Source organism: Bacillus sp. ISL-7 (genome assembly GCF_018613065.1).
Window position 1 is genome coordinate 20,470 of record NZ_JAGGQW010000054.1, and the last position, 12,728, is coordinate 33,197.

Annotated in this window: 11 protein-coding genes; 4 read left to right on the forward strand and 7 right to left on the reverse strand. The window is 38.6% G+C overall.

Annotated features, from left to right (window positions below; genetic code table 11):
* Positions 1–57: 57 nt before the first annotated feature.
* From J7E66_RS22155 to J7E66_RS22170, 4 genes are all read left to right on the forward strand, one after another.
* Positions 58–2,232 (forward strand): MMPL family transporter, encoded by a 2,175-nt coding sequence (locus J7E66_RS22155; RefSeq protein ID WP_215003868.1) that lies wholly within the window; start codon positions 58–60, stop codon positions 2,230–2,232.
* Positions 2,233–2,323: 91 nt separating this feature from the next.
* Positions 2,324–3,430: a metallophosphoesterase gene (locus tag J7E66_RS22160; protein ID WP_215003869.1), complete on the forward strand. Its 1,107-nt coding sequence runs from the start codon at positions 2,324–2,326 to the stop codon at positions 3,428–3,430.
* Positions 3,431–3,585: 155 nt separating this feature from the next.
* Entirely contained in the window at positions 3,586–4,866 is a 1,281-nt protein-coding gene (locus J7E66_RS22165; protein WP_215003871.1) for an ArsB/NhaD family transporter, read from the forward strand.
* 10 nt (positions 4,867–4,876) lie between these two features.
* A complete protein-coding gene (locus J7E66_RS22170) occupies positions 4,877–5,155 on the forward strand; it encodes a hypothetical protein (protein WP_214713303.1) in 279 nt (92 codons plus the stop codon).
* Between the two features lie 49 nt (positions 5,156–5,204).
* Here J7E66_RS22170 and tkt read toward each other — a convergent pair whose 3' ends face one another.
* The 7 genes from tkt to J7E66_RS22205 all read right to left on the reverse strand — a co-directional run bounded on the left by tkt (position 5,205) and on the right by J7E66_RS22205 (position 12,719).
* Complete coding sequence (gene tkt, locus J7E66_RS22175) at positions 5,205–7,217, reverse strand: transketolase (RefSeq protein ID WP_215003873.1); 2,013 nt, start codon at positions 7,215–7,217, stop codon at positions 5,205–5,207.
* A gap of 65 nt (positions 7,218–7,282) precedes the next feature.
* Positions 7,283–7,759 (reverse strand): nickel pincer cofactor biosynthesis protein LarC2, encoded by a 477-nt coding sequence (gene larC2 / locus J7E66_RS22180; RefSeq protein ID WP_168242344.1) that lies wholly within the window; start codon positions 7,757–7,759, stop codon positions 7,283–7,285.
* Between the two features lie 46 nt (positions 7,760–7,805).
* Positions 7,806–8,651 carry a nickel pincer cofactor biosynthesis protein LarC gene (gene larC, locus J7E66_RS22185; protein WP_215003875.1) on the reverse strand — a complete coding sequence of 282 codons (846 nt, stop codon included), beginning with the start codon at positions 8,649–8,651 and terminating at the stop codon, positions 7,806–7,808.
* Complete coding sequence (gene larB, locus J7E66_RS22190; protein ID WP_215003877.1) at positions 8,648–9,406, reverse strand: nickel pincer cofactor biosynthesis protein LarB; 759 nt, start codon at positions 9,404–9,406, stop codon at positions 8,648–8,650. The genes larC and larB overlap by 4 nt, the downstream gene beginning before the upstream one ends.
* 24 nt (positions 9,407–9,430) lie before the next feature.
* Entirely contained in the window at positions 9,431–10,903 is a 1,473-nt protein-coding gene (locus tag J7E66_RS22195) for a gluconokinase (protein ID WP_215003879.1), read from the reverse strand.
* Positions 10,904–11,056: 153 nt separating this feature from the next.
* Positions 11,057–11,860, reverse strand: a complete 804-nt coding sequence (gene larE, locus J7E66_RS22200; protein WP_215003881.1) for an ATP-dependent sacrificial sulfur transferase LarE — start codon at positions 11,858–11,860, stop codon at positions 11,057–11,059.
* An 88-nt stretch (positions 11,861–11,948) separates the two neighbouring features.
* Positions 11,949–12,719 carry an SDR family oxidoreductase gene (locus J7E66_RS22205; RefSeq protein ID WP_215003883.1) on the reverse strand — a complete coding sequence of 257 codons (771 nt, stop codon included), beginning with the start codon at positions 12,717–12,719 and terminating at the stop codon, positions 11,949–11,951.
* Positions 12,720–12,728: the final 9 nt, after the last annotated feature.

Here is a 12,728-nt window from a genome sequence, read left to right on the forward strand (position 1 = left end):
ATCAGTTCTTCTGTATACTGAAATAAGGAAAATGATTCCTTTTAAGGAGGCGATACATTGCAGAAATTAGGCGGATATATATACCTTAAACGTAAATGGGTACTGGTATTTTGGATTTTAGTGATCCTATTATTAGGATTTTTTGCATTAAAATTACCGACAGTTCTTAGCGGAAATGGTTTTGAGTATAAAGGCGAATACAATCATACACGTAAACTCCTCGAACAAGAATTTGGACATTCTAAATCTTCCATTATCCTTGTGTTCGAAAAAGATAAATCGGTTAGTGATGAGAATTTCAGGAAGTTCATTCAAGACATATTTGATAAAATAACGGCTATTCATGATAGGCAACAAATGATTCTTCCATTCGAGCAGGACGGGATGGTAAAGGATAATTATGCCTATGGACTTCTTACTTTTAACAAGAAAGCGGAGAGTCTTGGAAAAGAAATTAACCAATTAAAAGATGTACTTGAAAATAAAAAGGGCTTAAAGGTCACAATGACTGGTGAACCCATTATTGTTCAAGACCTAAATACTGCGAGTCAGGAAGATTTAGCAAAAGCGGAAATGATCGGTTTGCCGATTGCCTTAATCGTTCTTATCCTAGCGTTCGGAGGTCTTGTTGCTGCCTCTCTTCCGATTGTTATCGGTGTTGTTTCGATATTATGTACAATGGGAACCGTTTACTTTTTTAGTTATGGTGCTGATTTAACCATTTTTATATTAAATATTGTTCCAATGATCGGGTTGGCACTAAGTATTGATTTTGCTTTATTGTTTATCAATCGATATAAAGAAGAACTAAAAACCAAATCCATTCAGTCTGCACTTGAAATAACAGTATCAACCGCGGGACGATCCATCATCTTTTCTGGCCTTTGTGTTTTTATTGGCTTATCGGCTCTTTGGTTTATCAAAATTGATATATTTCAAAATGTTGCGCTAGGCGGGATGACCGTAGTGTTAATTTCTGCTGTTTGTGCATTAACCTTTCTTCCTGCATTGCTTGCCATATTGGGAACCAAGATCAACAAATTAAGTATACTGCCCATGGCAGACGAGAAAACAAGCATATGGTACCGATTTGCTAAAATTGTGATGAGGCGCCCTATTCTTATGACAGTTGCAGCCCTTGTTATTCTTTTGGCAGGATTGATACCTCTTAAACAAATGGTTTTAGCAATTCCTGGTACTGAATCTCTGCCGCCAAATTACCCGTCACGAACTGCCATGGAAGTATTTAAGGATCACTTCGTACCAAAAGAACAGCGCGATGAGAAAAAAGTGACGATGATCCTAGAAACAAAAGGCAGCATTATTGAAAAAAACAATCTTGAAAAAGTAAGTGAAGTGATAAAAAAACTTGATAACGACAAGCTCGTAAATTCTATAAACTCACCATTTTCAGCCACAGGATTACAGGATGTGGACCAACTTTATCAAGTCCTCACCATTGGAAAAAATGCCAAGATGGCTCCTATTTATGATTACTATATTAGAGATAATAAACTGCTTATAGAGGTGTATTTAAAAACAGGCGAACATTCTTCTAAAGCAAGACAATGGGTAGCTGATTGGTCGAATAAAGATTTAGGCTTAAAAGCTTCATTTGGCGGACCCATAAAATTTGAGCAAGAAATTTTTTCAGAAATATTCCAAAAAGCTCCCTATGGATTCTTATTGATTGTCATTTCTACGTTTGTAATATTAATGGCAGCTTTCCGCTCAATTCTTATTCCATTGAAAGCCATCCTTATGAATGTGTTAAGCCTGGGCTGCACCTTCGGAATTGTTGTCTGGATTTTCCAGAAAGGTCATTTAGGAATCACACCAGTTGATATTGCCTTAATTTTACCTGTGTTTGTTTTTACACTTGTTTTTGGTCTTTCAATGGATTACGAAGTATTTCTTATCTCGAGAATACAGGAATTCTATTTAAAAACAGGAGATAATAGTGAGGCTACAATTTCTGGTTTGACTTATACCAGTAAAATTATTACCTCAGCCGCTGCCATTATGATTGTCGTTACTGGTGCGTTTGCTTTTACTGGGGTTATGCCAGTTAAGCAATTAGGGGTGGGAATTGCCATAGCAATTTTCATTGATGCGACGATTGTAAGAATGGTCTTGGTGCCAGCCTTGATGAAGCTGCTTGGTGATTGGAACTGGTGGTTTTTTGGCAAAAAAAATAAAAGACTACATAGATCAAGTAAAAAGCCAGCCTAATTTCCTTGATTGTCAAAAAGAATCATAATTCAATTAGAAGTATGAATACTAAGAATACCTTTAAAGCCAGATTCTGAAGGAGGTATTCTATTTGCATAAAAAAACTCTTCTTATCCTTTTTCTTATATGTCTTTCGCAAACTTCCTTTTTGTCTATTGCAGAGAGTACGCCAAATCAACAAGGAGTAGTTGATTTACGTATCCTAGAAACAACCGATTTGCATGCATCTTTAATCAATTATGATTATTATCAAACAAAAGCAGACAACCGAATTGGACTTGTAAAGACTGCAACACTTATCCGTACTGCAAGGAATGAAGTCCAAAATTCTTTATTGTTTGATGATGGGGATCACCTTAAGGGAAATCCCCTTGGAGAGTATTTAGCTAGAATTCGGGGAATTCATAGGGGAAAAATACATCCAGTTTATCGTGCCTTTAATTTTTTGGACTATGATGCGATTGCCATTGGTAATCACGAATTTAATTATGGACTAGATTTCTTAAATGCCGCCATAAAGGGTGCCAAGATGCCAGTCATCAATGCAAATGTTTTCTCTGTTAAAAAGAATAAACCCTATTTTACCCCCTATGTTATTTTAAAAAGGAATGTGGTTGACCAAACAGGAAGAAAACATGAACTAAAGATTGGGGTCATCTCATTTATGCCAACACAAATAATGAAATGGGATAAGGCGAATCTTGAAGGGAAGATTACTGCAAAACCGATTGTTGATACAGCGAAAGAATTTATACCAATCATGAAGTCTAAAGGAGCGGATATCATTGTCGCCCTTGCCCATACAGGAATCAGCTACGAGCCATATAATGCTGAATCAGAAAATGCTGTCTATTATTTAACAAAAATCCCTGGAATTGATGCCGTGTTAGCTGGACATTCACATAGTGTCTTTCCAGGACCTGTTTATGAAAATTCTCCCAATACCAACATAAAAATGGGGCAAATAAATGGAAAGCCTGTTGTAATGGCAGGGGCTTTTGGAAGCAGACTTGGGATTATTGATCTCAGAATCCAAAAAATCAATAGTACGTGGAGGGTAGTAAAAGGGACATCTTTAACAAGACCCATTGCTGATGAGTCAGGAACTCCTCTTGTAAGGAAGGATAAAGGACTATATAAGTTAGTTAAACCTGAGCACCAGGAAACGGTAGATTTTATTAAAAAATTGGGGCTTTAATAGTTAAAAGATTTTCTTTACATCCAAAGTATAATTTTATAAAATAATGTAGAATATAATTGGTGTTTTTATTAGGGGGAGTCTGTCAAACAGGCTCCTTTTTGTCATTTTTTACTATTGTACTGGATAAAATATTTGGGAGAAGAGGTCGCTACATGTCAACTCAAGCACTAATCGCAATTGGTGTATTTTTAATTACATATGCCTTTATTGTCACAGAAAAGATCCATCGCACGATCATTGCCATGACAGGCGGAATTATGATGGTATTACTGGGAATTGTTGGGCAGGAAAAGGCACTTCATCATATCGATTTTAATACACTCGGATTGCTAACCGGTATGATGATCATCGTTGCTATTACTTCTGAGACTGGTCTGTTCAAATACATAGCTATTTGGGCTGCTAAAAAAGTGAAAGGGGATCCTTTAAAAATCTTGCTGGCGCTCGGTACCATAACTGCATTGGGTTCTGCGTTTTTAGATAATGTGACAACGGTACTTTTAATGGTTCCAGTTACATTCAGTATTACAAGACAGCTTCGAGTAAATCCGATTCCCTTTTTAATAACGGAAATTATCGCATCAAATATTGGAGGAACATCCACACTGATTGGTGACCCTCCGAATATTATGCTAGGTAGCGCCGTGAAGGAACTTACCTTTATGGCATTTATTAATAATCTTACAGCCATATCATTCTTTATCCTATTCGTTAATATTGGAATATTAGCATTCATTTATCGGAAACAGCTTCGAACATCAGAAGAATTAAAAGCCAATCTAATGGACCTGGATGAAAAGGAAGAAATAACGGATAAAAAGTTATTAATCAAATCATTAATTGCCCTTTTGCTGACGATTGTCGGATTCTTCCTGCATCAACTGCTTCACATTGAATCAGCAACTGTCGCATTGGCCGGTGCCTTTCTGCTTCTTCTCTTAACAGGGGAAAAATATTTAGATAAAGCATTTTCAAAAGTAGAATGGACAACTATTTTCTTCTTTATTGGACTGTTCGTATTGGTATCAGGTTTGATAGAAACAGGGGTGATTTCGTTATTAGCAGATTACTCTGTACACCTTACCGGGGGTGATGTTACTTCTACATCGATATTAATTCTCTGGGTAAGCGCCATCGCATCTGCCTTTATTGATAATATCCCGTTTGTCGCTACAATGATTCCTATGATTAAAGATATGGGAGAACTAGGAATAAATAATTTAGAGCCACTTTGGTGGAGTCTATCGTTAGGGGCATGTCTTGGCGGAAACGGTACATTAATTGGTGCAAGTGCCAATGTGATTGTCGCCGGGCTAGCAGCGAAGGAAGGGCATCCGATTACTTTTGGTAAATTCTTGTTAATTTCCTTCCCATTAATGATTTTATCGATCATAATCTGTACTGTATACATTTATCTAAGATATTTAATTTAGGGGGAGTATGATGAAAGTGGAGTATAAATATAACGAACAGCTTCTCGACTTAAAGGAAACTGCTAACGGCGATGATTTTGAATTCACCCTTACTTTTGTTGAAAATAAATGGAAGAAAAAAATCGAAGAAATTCGTGGGTATTTTGATTCAAATAATATCCTAACTGATATCCATTTTTATATACACCCGAATAATAGGTTTCAAATAATCGTTAGAAAAGACTTTTATAATGAATTTATTATCCAGTTGTTTAGACAACAAATAGTGAAAGAGATTAAATGGATCTAAAAAATGGCTGCCATCCATCTGGCAGCCATTTCTATTATCGTTTAACGTCTTAATTTTTAAGCTCCTTAAAGCATTTAACGACATTTTCAACTGTGAAACCATACTTCTCAAGTAATATACTCTCAGGCGCAGATGCCCCGAACTGATTGATGGCAATGACGCTGCCATTGTCCCCCATATATTCTCTCCATCCAATTGACGAACCCATTTCAATAGCAAGACGTGCTTTAATATTTTTAGGAAGGATTGATTCTTTATATTCAAGCGATTGTTTCTCAAAACGATCCCAGCTTGGCATACTTACAACTGATACAAAAATCCCTTCACTTTCAAGCTCTTTTTGAGCTGCCATCGCTAAGGACACTTCGGATCCTGTTGCAAGCAATAAACCGCTAGCATTGCCGTTTGCTTCTGAAACAACATATGCACCTTTTTTAACACCTTCATAAACCGTTTGTTGTGAAAGCGCTAATGTCAGTAAGTCCTGACGTGTTAAAACAAGGGCTGTTGGCGTATCTGTGCTTTCCATTGCTAATCTCCAAGCGGCAACAGTCTCCTTCGCATCCGCGGGGCGAAGAATGGAAATTCCCGGCATTGCACGTAATGCTGCTAGCTGTTCAACTGGTTCATGTGTAGGTCCGTCTTCACCTACAGCGATGCTATCATGTGTAAACACATAAGTAACAGGAAGCTTCATTAAGGCAGCTAGACGAATTGCTGGACGTAAGTAATCAGAGAATACGAAGAAAGTAGAACCATATACTTTAACGCCGCCATGAAGAGCCATCCCATTTAGTGCGGCACCCATTGCGAATTCACGAACTCCGAACCAAATATTGCGACCTGCATAGCTATCAATATAGTAATTCTTTTCAGATGTAATAAGTGTCTTGTTCGATCCTGCTAAATCAGCAGACCCCCCGATAAAATGTGGGACAACGTTGGCTGCCGCATTTAGTGTTTTCCCCGATGATACGCGAGTTGCGATTTTTTCTCCTTCTGTAAAAACAGGTAATGCTTCTTCCCAATTTGCCGGAAGCTCTCCAATGATCGCGGCTTCAAATTGCTTAGCAAGCTCTGCGTATTCCTTCTTATAACTCGCATATAATTCATTCCATGCATTTTCTTTGAGTTGGCCATCTAGCGTAAATTGCTTGAAATGCTCTTTTACTTCTTCGGGAACGAAAAATGGCTCTTCATTGTCCCAATTATATGCAGCTTTTGTTAACTTAATTTCTTCTTTCCCAAGTGGAGACCCATGGGAAGCAGACTTACCAGCTTTATTTGGAGAACCATAACCGATAACGGTTTTAACCTCAATTAAAGTAGGGCGATTCAACTCTGTTTTTGCTTCTTGTAATGCTTTTTGAATAGCATCAGTATCATTTCCATCTTCTACACGAATCACTTGCCATCCATAGGCTTTAAATCTATCCTCCACACTTTCAGAGAAGGATAAATGCAAATCTCCGTCTAATGAAATGTCATTTGAATCATACATAACAATTAGTCTTCCAAGTTTAAGATGACCTGCCAGGGATGCTGCTTCAGCAGATACACCTTCCATTAAATCACCATCTCCACAAATACCATAAGTATAATGATTAACTATTGTATATCCCTCTTGATTGTATGTAGCTGCAAGATGTCTTTCCGCCATTGCCATCCCCACAGCCATAGCAACCCCTTGTCCTAATGGCCCTGTAGTTGCTTCTATCCCAGGAGTATGACCAAATTCAGGGTGACCAGGAGTTCTGCTTCCCCATTGACGGAAGTTTTTCAAATCGTCAATGGTTACGTCGTAACCGAATAAATGTAATAAACTATATAGAAGCATTGATCCATGACCTGCTGATAAAACAAACCTGTCTCTGTTAAACCATTTAGGATTCACTGGGTTATGATTCATTTCTTTTGCCCAAAGCGTATAAGCCATTGGGGCTGAACCCATTGGCATGCCGGGATGACCGGAGTTGGCCTTTTCGATCCCATCAATCGATAAAGTACGAATCGTATTTATGGCTAATTGATCAAGCTTTGTTTCATTAAGTAATGTTGTCATGTGCTATTACACTCCAAATCTATTAATATTGTATATCAACCTTGTTATAGAGCAGTTTGAAAGGCTTAGTTTTCATTACCCAAAGCCTTCCAAACCATTTCGTAAACCTTTTTCAAGGGAATGTTATGTAGTTGTGCAATGCTTTTGCATTCCTCAAACTCCGGAGCTCTTTGCACAACATGTCCCTCATAAATTCCTTCTTTTACTGTCACTTCACCCCACTCAGTTGTAACCTTCCTAAACATTCTTTCTAACCGGTGTACTGTTAACGGATAATAGCGTATTCCTAGTGTGGTGGTTTCCTTAAAAAGAATTTCCTTCATTGTATTTATATGTTTCATCGAGCAAAGCAATTGAAGCAATACGCCTGGTCTATTTTTTTTCATATAAATCGGGGTATAGAAGACATCATTAGCGCCAGCCTCAAACAGCAAGTCCATCACATAGCCTAGCCATTCTCCAGGAATATCATCGAGATTAACTTCCATTTTGACCATCTGATCATCAAGATGCTCATTGCTGGGAGGATGATGAGAGACCATTAAATCATTTCCTTTCTTTCATAAAAAGGATTTAAAAGCTACTTTTCTATTCCCCAATGATGACACGGAGCACATTGGGATGGTTTATAAAGGTCTTCGTTCCAGCACCATAACCAATGGATGTAACCTTCATGGATGGTATGGGGCAATATTCTTCTGCCAGTACAGCGACAATCGCTGCCCCCGTTGGAGTAGTGAGCTCGAAGCGAATGTCCGATTGTTCAATTGGTACACCTTTCAAAATTTCAAGAGTGGCCGGTGCAGGGACAGGATAAATACCATGGTCAATATGGATACGTCCAGTTCCTACTGGGATGGGTGATGACTTGATTACGTCTATTTCTAATTGATGAATTAAGATAGCAGCTCCGATAATGTCAATAATCGAATCTACTGCCCCTACTTCATGAAAATGGACCTTCTCTAGTGGAATTCCATGGATATGTCCTTCTGCTTCACCGATTCTTTTAAAAATTTTTAAAGACATTTCTTTCACTGGCTCAGCAAAACCAGCACTCTCAATTAATCCAACAATATCCTTATATGCACGGTGCTCATGATGATGGTGCTCATGTTCGTGGCTATGACTGTGATGATGGTGGTTATGATCATGATTGTGGTCATGGTCATGGTCATGCTCGTGCTCGTGGTCATGGTCATGGTCATGGTCGTGTGTATGGTCATGAGAATTATTCAATAACACCACGTCAAATTTGGTACTTGTAATCCCATTCTTTACTAACTTTGTCCATGTCAACTTATACTCATCATCAATATGAAGTTTTTTTAATTCTTCTACTAACCGATTGGGATCTGCTCCGGCATCGATAAGGGCTCCAATGACCATATCTCCGCTGATACCTGAAAAACAATCAAAATAAAGTGTTTTCAATTTTTTCTGGCCCCTTTTTGTGCAAGCTGATCAATTAATACTGCGTTATATCCCCCGCCAAACCCATTATCAATATTCACGACACTAATCCCGGAAGCACATGAATTTAACATGGTTAACAAGGCAGAGAGTCCATTAAAATTTGCCCCATACCCAATACTTGTTGGGACTGCAATTACAGGATGTGATACAAGTCCGCCCACTACGCTTGGAAGTGCCCCTTCCATACCTGCAACTACAACGGAAACCGTGGCATTTTGAATTTCCTCAGCATGGCTTAACAGGCGATGAATTCCAGCAACACCGACATCATAGATACGATGGACCTTGCTTCCTAATACTTCAGCCGTCACTGCAGCTTCTTCTGCAACCCTTAAATCCGAGGTTCCTGCACAAATCACAGCAATATACCCTTGTGGATCCGCCTCATTCGCATGGTCCTCTTTCCAAAAAAGAATGTGTGCTTCTTCTTTGTAGATAAAATCAGGGCAAGAACGTTGGACAATTTCTGCCTTTTCTTTGGAAATACGTGTGACAAGTACTTGGTTGTTTCGAGCTCGTAACACTTGAATAATTGAAACGATTTGTTCAGTCGTCTTCCCTTCTCCGTACACGACCTCTGGGAATCCTTGACGTTTCTTACGATGATGGTCCACTTTAGCAAATCCCAAATTTTCAAATGTTGCTAATTGCTCTTTAGCTTCTTTAACACTTAGGGTACCTCTTTGAACCTGCTCTAAAATTTCTTCAAGCATTCGTTCTCCCCCTTAATATACACTTCAAAAATGTTTTGCCATTCCACTTGCCAATTTTTCATAGTTCTCATATATAATTCTATATTTTTCACTATTTTCCTTAATAGGAACGATTGCTTTACCCATTGGAATATTCTTTTTAATCTCTTCAAATGAATTTACTTTACCAGTAGCCACTAAAGCTGTCCAAGCTGCTCCCCATGCTGCACTGTGATAGCTCTCAGGCACATAAATTTCCGCATCGAATACATCTGCCATCATTTGCAGCCACAATGGTGACCTGGATAAACCACCGTTAGCATATATCTTTTGATGTTTCCCAGCTAACCTCTCTAATGCCTTGCCAATTTGAAAGAGGTTAAAAGTGATTCCTTCTAGAACAGCTCGGATAAAATGTTCTCTTTTATGTGTTACAGATAATCCAAAGAAATTCCCTTTTGCCCGTTGATTCCAAATCGGCGCTCTTTCGCCATTTAAATAAGGGTGAAAGATGATTCCGTCTGCGCCAAGCGGAACCTTTTCTGCATCGGCAAGGAATTCGGAGAAGTCTCTTTGGTCGTTCAAAAGGTCTTTTAACCATTGTAAGGCAATCCCGCCATTATTGGTTGGACCTCCAATGATAGAAAAATCTTCAGTAAAGGAATAACAAAAGGTTTCTTGATTTTCACTTATCTTAACGCCTTTTGTAATTTGTCTGATGGCCCCGCTAGTACCTACTGAAACCGCAACTTCACCAGGGAGAATCGCTCCAATTCCCAAGTTAGCCAATTGGCCATCGGCAGCACCAATCACAAAAGGAAGTTCCGGGTCAATTCCCATTTCTTCCGCAATTTGTGGATTAATCCCTGTTAATATCTCAGTTGGAGGGACAATTCTTGAAAGCTGACCATCATGAATATCCGTTAGAGATAATAATGTTTGATTCCAAGTATGTGTGGCAGGGTTAAATAAACCCGTCGCAGATGCCATCGAATAATCAATAACCCGCTGATTAAACCAGCATTGTAGTAAATACTCTTTAATCGACATAAAGTACTTTGCTTGGAGGTAGGGTTCATATTTTGTTTCTTTCATCCATAACAACTTAACGAATGGTGTCATTGGATGAACCGGTGTTCCTGTGTTTGAATAAACCTCGTTACCCATTGTTTCTATCACTGATTCTGCTTGTAGATAACTTCTTCCATCAGCCCAAATTAAGGCCGGAGATATTGGACAGCCATTCTCATCTACACAAATCAGTGAATGCATTGCAGCTGAAAACCCGATTGAAATTAATTCATTTTTCTCAATACCAGCTTTTTGGATCGCCTCTTTGATTGCTTTTACAGCTGATTGTTCAATCTCAATGGGGTCTTGTTCTACCCATCCTTGCTGTGGATAAGTGAATGTGTTCATTCTCTCGGCTTCTGCAATTAATTTACCTTTTAAGTCAAATACGCATGCTTTAACACTTGTAGTTCCGATATCAAGTCCAATTACAACTTCTCTTGACATACTTCCTCTTCCTTTTCACATAACAATAAGTAATATTGGAGTTTATTTTGATCCTTTATTGCTATTTTATATTATCGTTAAAATAAGAGGCTTTGGATGATCCAAAGCCATTTTTTCAGTGTACACTCCTAAGCTAATTTGCCGAGCAGAAAGCTATTCAGATAACACCTTATTCATGCTTCCACTCTGATATCCAATTAAATCTAACGTGATATATTTGTAGCCATAGCCTTGAAGAGCTTTCACGATCGAGTCATGATTTTCAAGAATCTCCTTCATATCATTAGGTTCTACTTCGATCCTTGCAATATCCTGATGTGTTCGGACCCGTACCTGATGGATATTGAATGTTTTTAAATAAGCTTCGGCTTTTTCAACCTTCGTCAGCTTTTCTTTTGTAATATATTCACCGTAGGCAATTCTTGAAGAAAGACAAGCTAAAGATGGTTTATCCCATGTCGGCAAACTAAATTCCCGAGAGAGTTCTCTGATCTCCTGTTTAAAAAGATTAGCTTCTAGGAGTGGACCGCGTATCCCCTTTTCTTTAGCGGCTTGCATACCTGGTCGGAATTCATTCATATCATCAGCAATGACACCATAAACTACATTTTGAAAGCCCTTTTCTTCCATAACTGGAATTATGTGTTCAAATAAACTGCTTTTACAAAAATAGCAACGATTTTTATTGTTTTCCGCGTATCCTGGGATTGCGAGTTCAGATGTTTCAATCACTTGGTGCCTGACACCAATTTGATTTGCAAGTACTTTTGCCTCTTCAAGCTCACTAGAAGGGTAGCTTTCAGAGTCTGCTGTAATGGCGAGAACCTGTTCAGCACCCAATGCGTTCACAGCAGCCTTTAATAGAAATGTACTGTCCACTCCTCCTGAAAATGCTACAACCACGGATTCCATTTCTCGGAGAATAGACGTTAATTTTTCGTATTTCTCTGTTAGCATGGTCCTTTTCTCCCCCTATCCCTCATCCAATTTAAAGTCCGCCATTGTTAATTTATTTATTGAGCTGTAGATTTATGTGTACCTTGGATTATATAGTCATGCTGCCAAAGCCGCCATCAACACGAACGAGGGTTCCTGTTACGAAACTTGACGCTTTCTCAGAGGCAAGCCAGACAGTAGCACCTTGTAACTCTTCCGCCTCACCAAAACGATTCATTGGGGTATGTCGCATGATTGATTCAATGCGTTCTTTATCTAAAATTTTTCGGTTTTGTTCAGCAGGGAAAAATCCTGGAATAATTGCATTAACACGAATCCCATTTGGAGCAAATTCACGTGCTAGAAACTGGGTAACGCTGTTAAGGCCTGCTTTTGATACGGAATAAGTAAACACTCTTGAAAGTGGTGTTGTTGAGGAAACGGATGAGATATTAATGATGCTTCCTTTTCTATCCTGCTCAATCATTTTCTTCGCAAAAATCTGGCAGGTTAACACAATTCCTTTTAAATTTATATCCATAATTTTGTCCCATTCGTCCATACCAAGTTCAAAAAATGGTGTAGCACTATTTGTACCTGGTGCATTTAAAAGAATGTCCCAGCCACCGGACCATTGTTCAATTTCATTCGCAACGTTAACTAAAGAATTCTTTGAACTAACATCTGCAGAAAACGCCTTTGCTTCCCCGCCGGTCTCTTCAATCTCCTTGACAACTTCCTCAGCTTTTTCAAGATTACGTCCTACAATCGCAACTTTTGCCCCTTGAGAAGCCAAGCCTTTTGCCATTGCTGAACCCAACACACCATTTCCACCAATTGCGACTGCAACTTTTCCACTTAAATCAAATAAATTTGACATCATTCTTCT

Coding starts and splice junctions, on each gene's coding strand:
- J7E66_RS22165 (WP_215003871.1), top strand. CDS start 3,586: ATGTCAACTCAAGCACTAATCGCAATTGGTGTATTTTTAATTACATAT.
- J7E66_RS22170 (WP_214713303.1), top strand. CDS start 4,877: ATGAAAGTGGAGTATAAATATAACGAACAGCTTCTCGACTTAAAGGAA.
- tkt (WP_215003873.1), bottom strand. CDS start 7,217: ATGACAACATTACTTAATGAAACAAAGCTTGATCAATTAGCCATAAAT.
- larC2 (WP_168242344.1), bottom strand. CDS start 7,759: ATGGTCTCTCATCATCCTCCCAGCAATGAGCATCTTGATGATCAGATG.
- larB (WP_215003877.1), bottom strand. CDS start 9,406: ATGCTTGAAGAAATTTTAGAGCAGGTTCAAAGAGGTACCCTAAGTGTT.
- J7E66_RS22195 (WP_215003879.1), bottom strand. CDS start 10,903: ATGTCAAGAGAAGTTGTAATTGGACTTGATATCGGAACTACAAGTGTT.
- larE (WP_215003881.1), bottom strand. CDS start 11,860: ATGCTAACAGAGAAATACGAAAAATTAACGTCTATTCTCCGAGAAATG.
- J7E66_RS22205 (WP_215003883.1), bottom strand. CDS start 12,719: ATGTCAAATTTATTTGATTTAAGTGGAAAAGTTGCAGTCGCAATTGGT.